The organism is Rhodococcus sp. NPDC057297 (genome assembly GCF_042667435.1).
Taxonomy (GTDB): Bacteria; Actinomycetota; Actinomycetes; order Mycobacteriales; family Mycobacteriaceae; genus Rhodococcoides.
This window is the reverse complement of sequence record NZ_JBHUZE010000003.1, coordinates 92,458-108,276: the sequence shown is the minus strand read 5'-3', so window position 1 is coordinate 108,276 and position 15,819 is coordinate 92,458. Positions and strand designations below refer to the sequence as shown.

Below are 15,819 nucleotides of genomic sequence, written 5' to 3'. Positions count from 1 at the left end.
TTTTGGTTGGTGGGGGGGGGGGGGGGGGGGGGGGGCGCGTTTGCCCCGGCCGCCCGGCGGGGCCCCGGGGGGGCGGCCGGGGGGGGCGGGCCCCGTGGGCCCCCCCCCCCCCCCACGTTCGGTCCGGGAAAAGGTGCACCCACCACAACGGGTGAGCCTGGAACTACTGTCGATCGAGTGGAACGACGAAGGATCGCTGCGCTGACGGTGTTACTGGTGCTGGCGGGGGTGTTGTATTCGGCGTGGGTGGCGGAGTTCTTTCTCGATACGGGCTTGGACCCTGCGCATTCGTTTCTCAGTGAACTCGATGCGGCTGATCAGCCGTATCGACATTTCTTCAGCACGGCGGATCTGGTTACCGGGGTTCTGCTGATCGTGGCGGGTGCGGCGGGGTTGACGTTGCCGCGTCGTCGGTTGACGAATGTCGGGTGGAGTGCGCTGGTCGTTTTCGGTGCAGCGACGATTGCCGATTCACAGTTGCCGATCGAGTGTGTTGCGGAGAACGATCCGTCCTGCCCGGTGGAACCGAGTGGATTGTTTCCTCAGTTGCATCACGTCCACGCGTTGACGAGCACCGTTGCAGTGTTCGCGGTGTTCACTGCCATGGTTGCGTTCACTGTTGCAGCGTTCCGGTACCGCACTCTTCCGCTGCTGCGCACGGTTGGACTCGTCTTGCTGATCGTGACGTCGCTCGCGACAGCGTGGTTGATGATCGCCGACAATCTTCCGGGCTCGTACGGCCTCGGTATCGCCCAGCGGCTGCAGGTAACCGGTATGTCGCTCTACCTGGTTGCGCTCGGTTTCGCACTCCGCGCGAAGCTCCGGGGCGTCGAAACCTAGAATCGGGCCATGTCGTTCACCGCAACCGCACTCGAGGGTACGAAATCCGAGCAGTACGCACAGCTGACGCAGCAGGCGCGCGCACTGGTCGACGGCGAGTCGAATCGGATTGCCAACGCCGCCAACATTTCAGCCCTGGTTTTCAACTCCATCCCGGACGTCAACTGGGTCGGGTTCTATCTGTTCGACGGCACAGAGCTGGTCGTCGGACCGTTCCAGGGTCTGCCTGCATGTGTGCGGATCGCGCTCGGCAAGGGAGTGTGCGGTACTGCGGCGTCCTCGCGACAGACCCAGCGTGTCGAGGATGTCCACGCTTTCCCCGGTCACATCGCGTGCGACGGTGCCACCCGATCCGAACTGGTGGTGCCGCTGTACGACGGGGACACACTCGTCGGAGTGTTCGACCTGGACAGTCCCCTGCTCGCCCGCTTCGACGCCGACGACCAGGCCGGTCTCGAACAGATCGCCGCGGTCTTCGTCGGATCCCTCGCCTGACCGGGCGTGGTGTGACAATCGCGCCTCTGACGGGCGGGATCCCGCCTGTGGAATGCGCAACTGCTACGCCACACCCAATCGCTACACCCAATCGCTACGCCCGAACAGCGTCCGCGGCCGCTTCGAAGAACCACGCAATGACCAGCGCACCCGGGTCTACGACGCCTCGGGCGGCGTCACCCACGTAGGACGCTCGCCCCCTGTTGGCGGTGAAGTCCTCGGTCGACTGCGCGCCATCGGCCGCCGCGCGAGCTGCGTCGGTCAGACCGGCGCGCAATTCCGTCGCATTGTCGAGGGCGTCGACTGCGGGGGCGATGGCATCGACCATCGTCTTGTCGCCGACACGGGCGCCCCCGAGTTCGGTGATTCTCTCCAGTCCGCTGCGTGCGGCGGTGGTGATCGCGGCGAGGTCTTCCGCGTGCAGTGCCAGGTAGAACTGACGGAACCAGATACCGAACAGCGCTCCGGAGGTACCGCCCGCGTGGCCGAGGTAAGCAGCGGACACGGCTTCGAAGATTGTCTGCGCAGAATAGGTTTCGCGGATCTGCGCCAGATCCACCTGTTCGAGCGCGGACACCATGTTGGTCCCGAAGTCTCCGTCACCCGCGCGGCGGTCGAGATCGGTCAGTGCGGGTTCTTCGGTGAGCACTCGCTGCACCCAGGACGCCATCCAGTCCGACACCCACTCGCTTCGCGGCGAATCGTTTTCGCTCGGGGTGAAGGTCGGGCCGAATCCCGTTCGCTCCCCCAGCACTGTGTTCTGCACCGGAGTGGGCCATGCCGGGGCGTCGGTCGGGGCGTCGAAAAGTTCGAGAACGGAGTCGTCGACGCGGACGAGCGTGATCGATGCGCCGGCCATGTTCAAGGCGGTGACCAGGCTACCGACGAGTGGACGCGCCACCTTGATTCCTTTGTCGGACAGGTACTCCGCCAGTTCGCCGTAGAGAAGGTGCAGCTCCATCGGGTGGGTTGCCCCGAGCCCGTTGACGAAGGCGATGACGGATTCGCCGCGTTCCAAGCCCAACGAATCGATCACCGGTTGCGTCAAGGCAGCAACGATGTCCTGAGCAGGCATGTCGGGTACGCGTGAGGTGCCCCGTTCGCCGTGGATTCCGATGCCGAGTTCGATTTTGCCGTCGGGCAGGTCGAAGGAGGGTTCGTTCGAGCCGGGCGCTGTGCACGCCCGAAGCGCCACCGCCATGCTTCGTGAATTGGCCGCGACTCGGCGTCCGAGTGCCACGACGTCAGCGAGGGCGTCTCCGCGTTCCGCCGCCGCGCCGCAGATCTTCTCCACGATCACCGTCGCTGCGGTTCCGCGTCTGCCCGGACCGTCGCCATCGGCCCTCTCGGTCGCGACATCGTCGTCGATCAGTACGTAGTCGGATTCGATGTCGTCCTCGCGCAACAGCTCTCGGGCGATCGAGAAGTTCATGACGTCGCCGGTGTAGTTCTTGACGATGTGCACCACGCCGCCTCCGACGCTCACGGCCTTCGATGCCTCGTGCACTTGGAGTGCGTTGGGTGAGGTGAACACCAAGCCGGGGCAGACACCGGTGAGCATGCCGGCTCCGATGAATCCGGCGTGCATCGGTTCGTGGCCGCTACCGCCACCGGACAGGAGGGCGACCTGTCCCGCTGCGAGTGGTTCTTCGCGGGTCAGGAAGCCTGGATCGGGATGCCAGGAGATGTCTGCGGTGGAAGCGACGAGCCCTCGGATGGCGTCGGCGACGAACGTTCGGGCGGAGTTGACGAACATTCCTCCACCCTAACGATCCGTCAGGAGACCGCGAAGGAGCGCTTCGCCAAACCGAATTGGAAACCGGTGATCTCGGTGTGCACAGGCGCTTCCGGGTCCGATGCCGCTCCGAGCGTGACGAAGAGCGGAGTGAAGTGCTCGACGGTGGGGTGCGCGTACGGCATTCCTGGCGCGCGGGTACGGAAGTTCGCCAACGCATCGACGTCACCTCTGCCCAGCGCTTCGGCCGACCACTGATCGAAGTCACGTGACCAGGTCGGAACGGTGTTGGTGAAGAAGTTCTCGCGAGAGAGGAACGGCAACCCGTGGGTCATGAATCCGGAGCCGACCACGAGTACGCCTTCTGCGCGAAGCGCTTTCAGCCGTCGCCCGATGTCCAGCAGGGCGTCGGGTGAATCCGTGGGCAGGCTCAGCTGGAGGACCGGCACGTCGCCGTACGGGTACATGACCTTCAGTGGAACCCACGCACCGTGGTCGAGTCCGCGCGACGAATGCCGATGCAGGTTGGCCGAGGCCGGAATCATCGCGGCCACTCGGTCGGCCAGCGCGGTGGCGTCGGGCGTTGCGTAGGTCATCGAGAAGTACCGCTCCGCGAATCCCCCGAAGTCGTACACCAGCGGTGCGTCGATGGCGGACAGGCTCAGCGGCGCCTCTTCCCAGTGCGCGCTGACGATGAGAATGGCCCTGGGTTTCGGCATGGACTGCGACCAGGTGAAGAGCTGGTCGATCCACAGCGGGTCGTCGAACACCGGCGGTGCACCGTGGCTGATGTACAGGGCGGGCAGCGGTCCGTCGGCGGCTGTCCACAGCTTCTGGCCGCGACTCGCAGGGGCCGCGTCGGCGAAAAACGCATCGAACGCGCCGCCGGCGACCGGCGGATTCATCACAGACGTCATGGGCTTTCCTTCGACTACTTAGGTTGAAGGTTCAACCTTAGCACGACATCATGCGAGCGGCACTCCCGTGGCGTCCTCCACCTGAGTACGCGTGACGTCGGGCGCCAACTCGACGAGAGACAGTGTTCCGTCGCCCACGACGTCGAGGACTGCGAGGTCGGTGATGATGCGGTTCACGACGGCTTGCCCGGTCAGCGGGAGAGTGCAGGTGTCGACAATCTTGGGGTTGCCCTCGCGGTCGGTGTGTTCCATCACGACGATGACCCGGCGCGCACCGTGCACCAGGTCCATGGCGCCGCCCATACCCTTGACCATTTTTCCGGGCACCATCCAGTTGGCGAGATCGCCGGTGCGGGAAACCTGCATGCCCCCGAGAACGGCTGTATCGATGTGACCGCCGCGGATCATGCCGAAGGACAACGACGAATCGAAGTATGCGGCACCAGGGTTGACCGTCACGGTCTCCTTGCCCGCATTGATGAGGTTGGCGTCGATGTTCTCCTCGGTCGGGTAGGGGCCGGTGCCGAGAATGCCGTTCTCCGAGTGCAGGACCACCTTGACTCCGTCGGTCAGGTACGCGGGAATCAAGGTGGGCAGGCCGATTCCGAGGTTGACGTATTCGCCGTCGACCATCTCTGCTGCCGCGCGTTCGGCCATCTGATTCCGTGTCCAGCTCATGCCTGTCCTCCTGCACTGACGGTGCGCTTCTCGATGCGTTTGTTCTGCGGTCCCGTGTGGACGATGCGCTGGACGAACACGCCGGGCAGATGTACTGCGCCCGGGTCGATGTCACCGGGTTCGACGAGTGTCTCCACCTGGGCGATGGTGATCTTTCCCGCCATCGCGGCGAGCGGGTTGAAGTTCATGGCCGTCTTGTCGAACACGAGATTGCCTTCGGTGTCGCCGATCTCGGCGTGCACGAGTGCGTAGTCCGCATCGATGGCCTCTTCGAGAACGTAACGCTTGTTCCCGAACACCCTGGTTTCCTTCGGTGTCGACGCCACGGCAATACCGCCGTCCGCGTCGTAGCGCCACGGCATACCGCCATCGGCGATGGGGGTTCCGACGCCCGCAGGTGTGAAGAATGCCGGGATACCCGTGCCTCCGGCGCGCAGCCGCTCCGCAAGAGTGCCCTGGGGAGTCAGTTCGACTTCGAGCTCACCCGCGAGGTACTGCCGCGCGAACTCCTTGTTCTCGCCGACATACGACGCAGTCACCCGGGCGATGCGCCCCTTCGACAACAGAATTCCCAGGCCGTGATCGTCGACGCCGCAGTTGTTGGAGAAGACCTCGAGCTCCGAGGCGTCCGTCTCGGCGATCGCTTCGATCAGAGCGTCCGGGATGCCGCACAAGCCGAATCCTCCGACCGCGATCCGCGCGCCTGTGCCGATGTCGGCCACGGCAGCCGCGGCCGACCGATACACCTTCCCTGCCATGGACAAACTCCTCACGTGTTCATTCAGTAAACGCACCTCCAGTAGACCCTGACGTGGTGATTCTGCATAGAAGTCGGCAAACACTGCTCGTTCAGCGAAAAACGCTGCTGTTTGCGTTCACTGAGCGAACGCCCGGGTAGAGTTGCCCCTATGCAACCCAACGTCGTCGCTCGCTCGGCTGCGCTTCTCAGAGCCGCCGGCGCTGCGGAACCGACTGGGGCGTCGACCACGGAACTGGCACGCGCGACCGACCTCGCCCGACCGACTGCGCACAGGTTGCTCACCTCGCTCGCCCACGAGGGGTTTCTCGACCGCGACTCCGCCACCGGTTCGTGGACCCTCGGACCAGAGATGTACCTCCTCGGCGCTGCGGCCGCGAGCAGATACGACATCACCGACCCAGCGCGCGGCGTCGTTCATGCTCTGGCTGCGGCCAGCGGTGAGAGTGCATTCCTGTCTGCTCGGCGTGGAGACGAGACGGTCTGCCTTCTGCGCGAGGACGGTAGCTTTCCCCTGCGGTCACACGTGTTGTACGAGGGGATTCGGCTGCCGCTCGGAGTGGCGTCGGCGGGCCTGGTGATCCTGTCGCATCTACCGGATCGAGAGATCGATCAGTACCTGGCCGGCGCCGACCTGGAGCCGACGTGGGGCCCGCAACACGCGACCACCGAAATCCGGCGGCGAATCGTCGCGACACGAACGACGGGTTATGCAGTCAACCCCGCGCTGCTCGTCGAAGGCAGCTGGGGCATCGGTGCCGCGGTGTTCGACCGATCGGGAAAGCCCGCATGGGCCCTGAGTCTCACCGGAGTCGAGACCCGCTTTCGCGCGGATCGGCACCACGAACTGGGCACCCTCCTGCTGGAACATGCCCACGCACTGACCGGGCGCCTCAGGTGAGTGGACGGGCTGCGCGGTGCTGTTTCAGTAATTCGCGGTAGACGGCGGCGTTGAGTCCGTTGTGGTTGACTTCGTCGTCGGAAAGTTCGCGCCGGATTTTCGCCGGGACGCCTGCGACGAGCGAACGCGGCGGAACCTGAGTTCCTTCGAGCACCAGCGCACCGGCTGCCACCAGGCTGCCTTCGCCGATGACGGCGCCGTTCATGACGATCGCACCCATTCCGACGAGGCTGCCGTCGCCGATGGTGCATCCGTGGAGCACCGCGTTGTGTCCGACGCTGACGTTCTCACCGACCGTGAGGGGAAAGCCGGGGTCGACGTGCGCGGCGACGCCGTCCTGCAGGTTGCTGCCCGCGCCGATGGTGATGTCCTCGAATTCGGCGCGCAGTACCGCGCCGTACCAGATTCCCGACGTCGGGCCGACCTTCACGCGGCCTACCACGGTAGCCGTCGGCGCGATCCACGCTTCCTGGTCGATGTCCGGGCTTCCCCCGTCGAGTGCCCACAGCTGTCCTGCCATCGTCACATCCTTCTCTCGTACACCGTTGTGTCGACCACTCTGCACCATGACCATTCCCTCGGGTTCAGTCGAGCAGACTGGGATGCCCGGTGTCGTCGACGGGGACGGGATCGGGGTCGTCGGTGTGCCCGACGACGGTCATCTGCACCAGCATCAATCGCGGCCCACCCTTCTCTCTCGGCAACAGCGCGGCGCGCGCGTCGACGACGGTCCATCCGCCGCCGATGCGCCGGAGGCGGATGCCGTCGACGGAGGTACTGGTTTCCGTGCCCGCGTACATCCCCGACGCGGCGGCGAAGATGCGTGTGACGTCGTCCGGGTGCGGAGTATCCCTGTCGTCGACGATGCCCTTCCACTGAATCTCCGGCACCGGATCGGTCAGCCACCGAATCAGCCGATTGTGCGTGACGTCCATCAGGACCAGCGCCATCTGCGGAGACACCTGACCCAACGCCGCGAACGCCGCCGTCTCGAGCCTCGGCGTCACCACCGACTCGGATTCGACGGCATGGACCACACCTCTCCACGTCGATCCGTCGTCGACGGCAGTGAACACGATGCCGAGGCGGGAAACGCCGGGAAGGTGCGGTGTCGAGGCCAGGCCGGTCCACGTGGCCCCGTCCTCGGGAGAGGGTTGCAGGAGCGCGCCGATGGCGCCGACAGCGTCGTCGACGTCGATCTTTCGGAACACTTCGGGTGAGGTGAATCTGGTTCGGATGTCGGGGGGAAGGTCCGCGGCGATCGCGCGGAGGCAGTCTGCGTCGACGACGAACGCGCGCCGCTCGGAGTCGAAGGTCACGGCGAGCGCGTCGTCGGGTCGCTCGGGGACGGCGGAATCTGCGTCGCCGACCCACAACGCGATGCCGTGGACGGCACCTGACGGACCCACAACCGGATGCAGGACGACGCGGGTGCGTCCGTTACCGGTCGGGATCGTGACGTCGCGGGAGGTTGCGTGTTCGCGGACGACGTCGATCGACCGAGCGACCTCCGCCCAGACCTGTGCGGAGGATCGTCCGCCGACCATGGATCTGACTGCGCGCGGCAGGGACGACATCTCGCGTAGCCGTCCGCCGAGGGAGACCAGAGTCGCCCTGTCCTGATGTAGCGTCTCCACCAGCATCCATGGCTGTGCCCCCGCGTCGACGTTGCGCTGCGGCGCCGCGGCATCCGGTTTCGAATTCACACAGCCACCCTAGTGCGAACCGACTGTTCCGAATGATTTCTCCGGGGGGCTCTTGACTGGCCGAATCGTCGCCGCAACCATCGCCGACGCCACCACCTGCGCCTCGGTTCTGGCCGACGCCTTCCGCGACGATCCGCTGATGGCGTCCATCTGGCCCGGCCGCGCGCGACGGCACGCGGCTCTGACCGGCTACTTCACTGCGTCACTGCGGCACTTTCACATCGCCGGAGGCGGGGTGCGGTTCGTCGAGGAGGACGGGGCAGCCGTTGCCGTCGAGGTGTGGGATCCGCCCGGTCGTCAGCACTCGTCGCTGCTGCGCACCGCGCGGGCGCTGCCGTCGCTGCTTCCGGCACTGCGGACCCGCGTCGGCGCAGCGGTACGAGTCAGGTCGACGCTCGATGCCCACCACCCTTCCGAACCAGCGTGGTATCTGGCGAATCTGGGTAGTACCCAGTCGGCTCGGGGCCGGGGTTTCGTCTCGACGCTCCTGCACGACCGGCTCGCGCGCTGCGACGTGGGCGGCGCCGACGCCTCTCTCGTCTGCACGTCGACCGACAACGTCACTTTCTACGAGAAATTCGGGTTCGAGGTCACGGGGACGTTCGCGTTGGCGTCGGGCGCGGTGATGACCTCGATGTGGCGGCGAGCAGCTGGGAGCTGACGACAGTCGGAGGACTCGTCACGCCCACGCCGGCCGACGCGAGTGTCCGCTAACCGTGCAATCCACCGCGAGCTTCGTCGAAGATCAGCCACGTCCTCGTCGACCGAACCCCGTCGAGACTTTGCAGACCCTCCAGCACCACGTGACGGAGCGTCTCGTTGTCCGGTGTCCGAACGAGGACCAGCACGTCGAAGTCGCCACCCAGAAGACTGAAATGGTCGACGAAGGACATCGTCTTCAGCTCTGCCGCGACGCTCCGCCATGAATCCTGGCGGATCGACAGTGCAATGAACGCCGACGTGGCCAGGCCGGCCGCGGTCGGATCCACGCGAACGGTGAACTGCTCCACGACGCCTGCGCTTACCAGTCGCTCGACCCGTGTGTAGGCGTGCGCGCGTGAGATATGGACACGGTCCGCGAGGACGCGCATCGACATTCTGCTGTCGGCTGTCAGTTCACGCAGGATGCCGCGATCGACATCGTCCAATTCGACCCGTCCGCGAGCGTCTGCCATCCGTCCACCATCCTTCGATCCACCACGACGTCGATTGGACATTATGCCGAGATTTCGCCCGCCTGCCGACCATATGTCTCCGATCTGCGGCAGCCCAGCGAAAGACTGAGCATCGAGGGCCACAATCACCTTACAAGTCGAGCTCGAAAGAGGTGCCCGTGACAACCCCCGTGACGTCAACACAACCGTCAACACAACCGCAGTCGACCCATCCGGCAGATGCTTCGGCTTCGTCCTATCAGCAATTCATGCCTGCCGACCATCCGGTGCAATACCTCGCTCCGGACGGTACGAGCGTCGACAGCGCCGCCAGGTATGCACGGCCGTCGAACGCGCGTCTTCTGGACATGTATCGGTCCATGGTGCACGGACGTCGGTTCGATCAGCAGGCAACCGCATTGACCAAGCAAGGCCGCCTTGCGGTGTACCCGTCCTCGCGAGGCCAGGACGCATGTCAGATCGCGGCCGCCATGTGTCTCGGCGAGCAGGACTGGATGTTCCCCACGTACCGCGACTCCATGTCTCTGGCTGCGCGCGGTGTCGACCAGGTCGAACTGTTGGGGATGCTTGCCGGTTACTGGCATTGTGGCTACGACCCGACGCAGTACCGCGTGGCGCCTCAATGCACGCCGCTGGCAACACAATTGCTGCACGCGACCGGATTCGCGTACGCCGAGGCGAAGCAGGGACGCGACACCGTCGCCCTCGCGTTCTGTGGCGACGGCGCGACCAGTGAAGGCGACTTCCACGAGGCACTCAACTTCGCTGCCGTGTTCCGGGCGCCGGTCATCTTTCTGGTGCAGAACAACGGCTTCGCGATCAGCGTTCCACTGGCACGCCAGAGCGCGGCACCGTCGTTGGCGCACAAAGGTGTCGGCTACGGCGTCGGCAGCGAGCAGGTCGACGGCAACGACCCGGTGGCGATGATGGCCGTCATGGATGCAGCCGTCGAACATGTTCGGTCCGGCAAAGGGCCCGTCGTCGTCGAGGCACACACCTACCGAATGGATGCGCACACCAACGCGGACGACGCCACTCGGTACCGCAAGGCCGACGAAGTCGAAGGATGGCTCGCTCGCGATCCGCTCACGCGATTGGATGCCTACCTCGGCGCGGCCGGGATCCTGACCGACGAGGTGCGCGAGGAGATCACTGTGTCCGCCGACGCGGATGCCGCAGCACTTCGCGCAGGTATGAACACCGATCGGGATGTCGATCCCCATGATCTGTTCGAGTTCGTCTACGCGGTGCCCACCCCGTCCTTGATCGAGCAACGCGACCAGGTGACCGCCGAAACCGCAGCAGCACAGGAGAACTGATATGCCCACGTTGACCATGGCAGGAGCTCTCAACGCAGCACTGCGCGACTCGCTCACCGAGGACGAGAAAGTCGTCGTGTTCGGCGAGGACGTTGGAACCCTCGGTGGCGTCTTCCGTGTCACCGACGGCTTGACAAGAGACTTCGGCGAGGACCGATGCTTCGACACCCCGCTCGCCGAGTCGGGCATCGTCGGCTTCGCGATCGGAATGGCGATGTCCGGCTACAAGCCCGTCGTCGAAATGCAGTTCGACGCCTTCGCCTACCCGGCCTTCGAGCAGATCGTCTCGCACGTCGCAAAACTCCGGAACCGCACTCGTGGTTCCTTGACGGCACCGATGGTGATCCGAATTCCGTTCGCGGGAGGTATCGGTGGCGTCGAACACCACTGCGATTCGTCAGAGGCCTACTACGCGCACACCCCTGGCCTGAAAGTGGTCTCGCCGTCCACCGTCGCCGACGCGTACTCGCTGATGCGCGACGCCATCGCCGATCCGGATCCGGTGATCTTCCTCGAGCCGAAGCGGCTGTACTTCTCCAAGGACGACATCGAATTGACACGGACCGAACCCATCGGCACCGCCGTGGTTCGTCGCCCGGGCACCGATGTCACCTTGCTCGCCTACGGGCCGACGGTGTCGGTGGCCATGGAGGCCGCCGAGTTCTCCGCCGAGGACGGCCGCAGCGTCGAGGTGGTCGACCTGCGTTCGCTCAATCCTTTCGACGACCAGACTGTCGCGGCATCGGTCCGCAAGACCGGCCGCTGCGTCGTCGTGCAGGAAGCACAGGGATTCGCAGGCGTCGGTGCCGAAATCGCATCCCGCGTGTCCGAGCGGTGCTTCCACCACCTGCACGCACCTGTCCTTCGTGTCAGCGGCCTCGATATCCCCTATCCTGCACCGAAATTGGAGCACTTTCACCTTCCCTCCGCCGACCGGGTGCTCGACGCGATCGACCGTCTTCAGTGGAACGACGTCCCGGATCTGAGCAAGGCGGTGTCGGTATGACTGCACAGGTGTTCATGCTCCCGGACCTCGGCGAAGGTCTCACCGACGCAGTCGTGCTCGAGTGGAAAGTGAAGCCGGGTGACACCGTGACCATCGACCAGGTCGTCGTCGAGGTCGAAACCGCGAAGGCCTCGGTCGAGGTCCCGTGCCCGTTCGAAGGCGTCGTCGCCGAACTGCACGGCGCGGAAGGTGATGTGCTTGCGGTGGGAACGCCGTTGATCACCGTCAGCGGCGGCACCGTGGCCGACGTGTCCACCGCCCACGAGCAATACCGCCAGGAGGAACGCGCAGGTTCGGGAAATGTGCTGATCGGCTACGGGACGGGCCACGGTCCGACCGGGCGCAGGCGTCGAGTGCAGCCCGCATCCCGCCCCACGGCGGCACCTCATCGGTCGGCCGGCCCGAAGGTCCTGTCCCCGATAGTCCGACAACTCGCGTTGTCCGCTGGACTGGAACTCGACACCATTCCCGCCGAAGGTAGCCACGGGGTGATCACCCGCGCCGACGTCGAGCGTGCGCTCGACGTCAAGTCCGTGTCACCGGCGAGCGGGGTCACCCGCATCCCGATCACGGGCATGCGCAAGGTCATCGCCGACAAGCTCTCGCGCAGTCGGGCAGAAATTCCCGAGGCAACCGTATGGGTCGACGTCGATGCCACGGCGCTTCTGCAAGCCCGACGGGACCTCGACGCCTCCGTCGACGGAGTCAAGGTGACCCTGCTCGCAGTGCTGGCCAAGCTGACGGTGATCGCGTTGTCGAAGTACCCGGAACTCAACAGCACTGTCGATACGGCCGCGGAAGAAATTCATCGGTACGAGGACGTCCACCTCGGCATTGCCGCTCAGACCGACCGTGGACTCATGGTTCCCGTTCTGTCGCAGGCGAACCGAGCTGATCTACGCGAGCTCTCCGAGCGGCTCGCCGAGACGACGGAGATGGCACGCACGGGGTCCATTCCGCCGGCACGGCTGTCGGGTGGGACGTTCACGCTCAACAACTACGGTGTTTTCGGAGTCGATGGTTCCGCAGCGATCATCAACCATCCCGAAGCTGCAATTCTGGGAATCGGGCGCATCATCGATCGCCCCTGGGTCGTCGATGGGGTGGTCACAGCGCGCAAGGTCGCTCAGCTTTCGCTCGCGTTCGATCACCGCGTGTGCGACGGCGGTGTGGCGGGAGGGTTTCTTCGTACGATCGCCGACTACATCGAGAACCCCGTGGTGGCACTGGCGGGAGTGCGATGACCGACATCGTGATCCTCGGCGGCGGCTCAGGCGGTTACTCGTGTGCCATCCGCGCCGAGCAACTCGGTCTGTCCGTCGTCCTGATCGAGGAAGACAAGCTCGGCGGAACGTGCCTGCACCGCGGATGCATTCCTACCAAAGCCTTACTGCACACGGCCGAGATCGCGGATGCGGTTCGCGGTGCCGGGCACGTCGGTGTGACGGCCTCTCTCGGAGGCGTCGACGCCGGTGCTGCAGTGAAGTATCAGCAGAGTGTGGTCGCAGCGTTGTACACCGGCCTGCAGGGGCTGCTGAAGCGCCCGAACATCGAGATCGTCTTCGGTAGAGGACGTCTCGTCGACAAGAACACCGTGGAGGTCGACGGGCGTCGCATCACGGGGAAGTCGGTTGTGCTCGCCACCGGTTCCTACTCACGCACCATCCCTGGCATCGAGGTCGGTGACCGCGTGATGACGAGCGAGCAGGCACTGACCCTCGATCGGGTGCCCGAATCCGTGGTCGTCCTCGGCGGCGGTGTCATCGGAATCGAATTCGCCAGCATCTGGGCGTCGTTCGGATCGAAGGTGACCGTGGTGGAGGCGCTCGATCGCATCCTTCCCGGCGAGGACGAGTGGTCCTCGAAACAAATGCTGCGCGCTCTGAGGAAGCGCGGCATGGCCATTCGCGTCGGCACCAAGGTCGACGCAGTGCAGGAGACCGAGAAAGACGTGACGGTGACGCTCTCCAGCGGCGACACCATCGACGCCGACGTAGTGCTCGTCGCCGTCGGAAGGGGTCCGCGCACCGATGGGCTCGGTCTCGCCGAGATCGGCATCGCCACCGAACGGGGATTCGTCACTGTCGACGACAATCTGACGACATCGGTACCGGGCGTCTACGCCGTCGGCGACATCGTTCCCGGATACCAATTGGCACACCGTGGGTTTCAGCACGGGATGTTCGTCGCCGAGCACGTCGCCGGCATGGAACCGGTTCGAGTCGACGGCGACATCGTTCCGCGGGTGACGTACTCGCATCCCGAGGTCGCATCGGTCGGAAAGACCGAGAACGCCGCTCGCGACGAGTTCGGTACCGCAACCTCAGCGGTGTACGACCTGGGCGGCAACGGAAAGAGCCGGATCCTGGGCACCGCAGGCGGAGTCAAGGTGATTCGCGCTCGGGAGGATGGACCGGTGGTCGGCGTGCACATCGTCGGGGATCGGGCGGGCGAGCTCATCGGTGAGGCGCAACTCGCCGTGGCGTGGGAGGCGCTGCCGTCGGAGGTGGGGGCGTTCGTTCATGCTCACCCCACTCAGAACGAAGCTCTCGGTGAGGCGATGATGGCATTGTCCGGCCGGCCGTTGCATGCACACAGCTGAGCAACCGACCCCACGACAGACGAACCCCACGACGGAGGCCCCCGAAGCTCCTTGCTTCGGGGGCCTTCTCCGCTGCGTCAGACGTTCAGATCCTGATCGCGGCGGTTCTTGATACGAGAGGTCGCGATGAACGAGATCGCGGCCAACAGCATCAGGTAGATCGAGATCGACATCGATGTTCCTGTTCCCTTGAACAGCGCCTCGGAAATGGTCGGTACGAAAGCGCCGCCCAGAACGGTGCCGATCGCGTAACCGATGGACGCACCGCTGAATCGTACTGCGGCGGGAAACATTTCTGCGTACAGAGCCGGCTGTGGGCCGTACGACAGACCGAGACCGACGGCGAACAGAACCAGCGCCAGATAGACCCACTTCAACTCGCCGGTGTCGACCAGGAGGAAGAACGGAACGGCACACAACATCATGGCCGCGTTTCCGATGTTCATGACCGTGGTCCGCGGCATTCGATCGGAGGCGTAGGCACCGACGAGCGTGAACAGTCCCCACACCATGGCGCTGACGAGACTCGCGACCAGTACGTCGACGCGAGCAAGTCCGTGCTCGCGCGTCGAGTAAGCGACGATGAACCCGCCGACGATGATGTATCCGTTGCCGTTCGTTCCGATGAACGACAGAGCGGCCAGCATGACCTGCTTCTTGTTGGTCTTCCACAGCGACCGCACCGGAGTGTGGTTGCGCTCCTTGCGCTCCGAAAGTTCCTTGAACACCGGAGTTTCCTCGACACGGCGACGAATGTAGAAGCCGACGAGGATCAACACGAAGCTGATGAGGAACGGGATCCGCCAACCCCAGGATTCGAACTGCTCCTCGGTCAGCAGACCGGTGCACAGCGCCAACGTGCCGACGGCGATGAGCATGCCCAGCGGAACACCCATCTGTGTCGCGGCGCCGTAGATTCCGCGCTTCCCCTTGGGGGCGTGTTCGACGGCCATCAACGCCGCACCGCCCCACTCACCACCCGTCGAGAAGCCCTGCAGGATCCGCAGAACGATCAGAATGATCGGCGCCCAGATGCCGATCGTCGCGTAGGTCGGCAACAAACCCATCCCGACGGTCGCGGCCCCCATGAGAGTCAGCGTCAGAATCAGGACCTTCTTACGGCCGATCTTGTCGCCGAAGTAACCGGCCACCACGGCGCCGAGGGGCCGGAAGACGAAACTGATGCCGATGGTCACGTAGGCCACCAACTGTCCCGACGAACCCATGGGCGCAAAGAACAAACTGGCGAAGATCAACGACGCTGCCTGGGCGTAGATGAAGAAGTCGTACCACTCCACCGTCGTACCGACCATGCTCGCCAGTGCAGCGCGACGATGTTCCCGTGTCGCCACGGTGCGCGACGAGGTCTGTGTTGCCATCGACTGTCTCGTTTCGTTTCGGTTCCTCACCGCGACGGGGGTTCGTCGCGGCAGAAGTCTTCTCGGAGGGCGGACTCGGATCCGATGTCCTACCGCAGCGGTCGAGATCGACAGCCGGAGTCCGACGGACCCACACCACCGTCCGTTCGGTCGGTAATACCATGACTGGAGCCGGGGATGTTGTCAAGATCTCATCCACGAAAACTTCTGCATCCAGTCATCGCACTGTAAAGAACTCGGTTGTGGCGGCGACGCAGAACAGCAACACACATCCATGAATCGTTCGAAACTACGGATCGGCCCGGACTT

16 protein-coding genes are annotated in these 15,819 nt (G+C 64.8%); 8 read left to right on the top strand and 8 right to left on the bottom strand.

The window, feature by feature from the left end; all coding sequences use genetic code 11:
* The first annotated feature begins 177 nt into the window (after positions 1 to 177).
* Positions 178 to 840, top strand: a complete 663-nt coding sequence (locus tag ACFULT_RS10440) for a DUF998 domain-containing protein (RefSeq protein WP_378481417.1) — start codon at positions 178 to 180, stop codon at positions 838 to 840.
* 9 nt (positions 841 to 849) lie between these two features.
* Positions 850 to 1,335 carry a GAF domain-containing protein gene (locus tag ACFULT_RS10435; protein WP_037108082.1) on the top strand — a complete coding sequence of 162 codons (486 nt, stop codon included), beginning with the start codon at positions 850 to 852 and terminating at the stop codon, positions 1,333 to 1,335.
* Between the two features lie 94 nt (positions 1,336 to 1,429).
* Here ACFULT_RS10435 and ACFULT_RS10430 read toward each other — a convergent pair whose 3' ends face one another.
* Genes ACFULT_RS10430 through ACFULT_RS10415 form a run of 4 tightly spaced genes read right to left on the bottom strand, consistent with a single transcriptional unit; the run spans position 1,430 to position 5,423 of the window.
* The gene (locus ACFULT_RS10430) at positions 1,430 to 3,091 is read right to left on the bottom strand and encodes a dihydroxyacetone kinase family protein (RefSeq protein ID WP_378481416.1); all 1,662 of its coding nucleotides are present in this window, start codon (positions 3,089 to 3,091) and stop codon (positions 1,430 to 1,432) included.
* A gap of 20 nt (positions 3,092 to 3,111) precedes the next feature.
* Positions 3,112 to 3,987, bottom strand: a complete 876-nt coding sequence (locus ACFULT_RS10425; RefSeq protein WP_094720418.1) for a dioxygenase — start codon at positions 3,985 to 3,987, stop codon at positions 3,112 to 3,114.
* A gap of 48 nt (positions 3,988 to 4,035) precedes the next feature.
* Positions 4,036 to 4,665, bottom strand: coding sequence for a 3-oxoacid CoA-transferase subunit B (locus tag ACFULT_RS10420; RefSeq protein ID WP_037108075.1), 630 nt, complete (start codon positions 4,663 to 4,665; stop codon positions 4,036 to 4,038).
* Entirely contained in the window at positions 4,662 to 5,423 is a 762-nt protein-coding gene (locus ACFULT_RS10415; protein ID WP_176459991.1) for a CoA transferase subunit A, read from the bottom strand. Before ACFULT_RS10415 ends, ACFULT_RS10420 begins: the two co-directional genes overlap by 4 nt.
* Before the next feature lie 150 nt (positions 5,424 to 5,573).
* Between ACFULT_RS10415 and ACFULT_RS10410 the strand changes: the two genes are divergently transcribed.
* Entirely contained in the window at positions 5,574 to 6,323 is a 750-nt protein-coding gene (locus tag ACFULT_RS10410) for an IclR family transcriptional regulator (protein ID WP_037108072.1), read from the top strand.
* Here the strand turns inward: ACFULT_RS10410 and ACFULT_RS10405 are convergent.
* Positions 6,316 to 6,843: a gamma carbonic anhydrase family protein gene (locus ACFULT_RS10405; RefSeq protein ID WP_037108731.1), complete on the bottom strand. Its 528-nt coding sequence runs from the start codon at positions 6,841 to 6,843 to the stop codon at positions 6,316 to 6,318. The genes ACFULT_RS10410 and ACFULT_RS10405 overlap by 8 nt on opposite strands.
* A gap of 64 nt (positions 6,844 to 6,907) precedes the next feature.
* The gene (locus tag ACFULT_RS10400; protein ID WP_378481415.1) at positions 6,908 to 8,029 is read right to left on the bottom strand and encodes a GAF domain-containing protein; all 1,122 of its coding nucleotides are present in this window, start codon (positions 8,027 to 8,029) and stop codon (positions 6,908 to 6,910) included.
* Positions 8,030 to 8,081: 52 nt separating this feature from the next.
* On the opposite strand from ACFULT_RS10400, the gene ACFULT_RS10395 reads away from it, so the two are divergent.
* The gene (locus ACFULT_RS10395) at positions 8,082 to 8,690 is read left to right on the top strand and encodes an N-acetyltransferase (protein WP_378481414.1); all 609 of its coding nucleotides are present in this window, start codon (positions 8,082 to 8,084) and stop codon (positions 8,688 to 8,690) included.
* A 49-nt stretch (positions 8,691 to 8,739) separates the two neighbouring features.
* On the opposite strand, the gene ACFULT_RS10390 is transcribed toward ACFULT_RS10395, so the two are convergent.
* Complete coding sequence (locus ACFULT_RS10390; RefSeq protein WP_052059218.1) at positions 8,740 to 9,204, bottom strand: Lrp/AsnC family transcriptional regulator; 465 nt, start codon at positions 9,202 to 9,204, stop codon at positions 8,740 to 8,742.
* 248 nt (positions 9,205 to 9,452) lie between these two features.
* Between ACFULT_RS10390 and ACFULT_RS10385 the strand changes: the two genes are divergently transcribed.
* From ACFULT_RS10385 to lpdA, 4 genes are read left to right on the top strand one after another with little or no spacing between them, the layout of a single operon-like run.
* Complete coding sequence (locus ACFULT_RS10385; protein ID WP_052059217.1) at positions 9,453 to 10,523, top strand: thiamine pyrophosphate-dependent dehydrogenase E1 component subunit alpha; 1,071 nt, start codon at positions 9,453 to 9,455, stop codon at positions 10,521 to 10,523.
* A gap of 1 nt (position 10,524) precedes the next feature.
* On the top strand, positions 10,525 to 11,529 hold the full coding sequence (locus tag ACFULT_RS10380; protein ID WP_378481413.1) for an alpha-ketoacid dehydrogenase subunit beta: 1,005 nt from the start codon (positions 10,525 to 10,527) through the stop codon (positions 11,527 to 11,529).
* The gene (locus tag ACFULT_RS10375; protein ID WP_378481412.1) at positions 11,526 to 12,773 is read left to right on the top strand and encodes a dihydrolipoamide acetyltransferase family protein; all 1,248 of its coding nucleotides are present in this window, start codon (positions 11,526 to 11,528) and stop codon (positions 12,771 to 12,773) included. The genes ACFULT_RS10380 and ACFULT_RS10375 overlap by 4 nt, the downstream gene beginning before the upstream one ends.
* Positions 12,770 to 14,131 (top strand): dihydrolipoyl dehydrogenase, encoded by a 1,362-nt coding sequence (gene lpdA, locus ACFULT_RS10370; protein WP_378481411.1) that lies wholly within the window; start codon positions 12,770 to 12,772, stop codon positions 14,129 to 14,131. Before ACFULT_RS10375 ends, lpdA begins: the two co-directional genes overlap by 4 nt.
* 77 nt (positions 14,132 to 14,208) lie before the next feature.
* On the opposite strand, the gene ACFULT_RS10365 is transcribed toward lpdA, so the two are convergent.
* Positions 14,209 to 15,510, bottom strand: coding sequence for an MFS transporter (locus ACFULT_RS10365; protein WP_037108057.1), 1,302 nt, complete (start codon positions 15,508 to 15,510; stop codon positions 14,209 to 14,211).
* Positions 15,511 to 15,819: the final 309 nt, after the last annotated feature.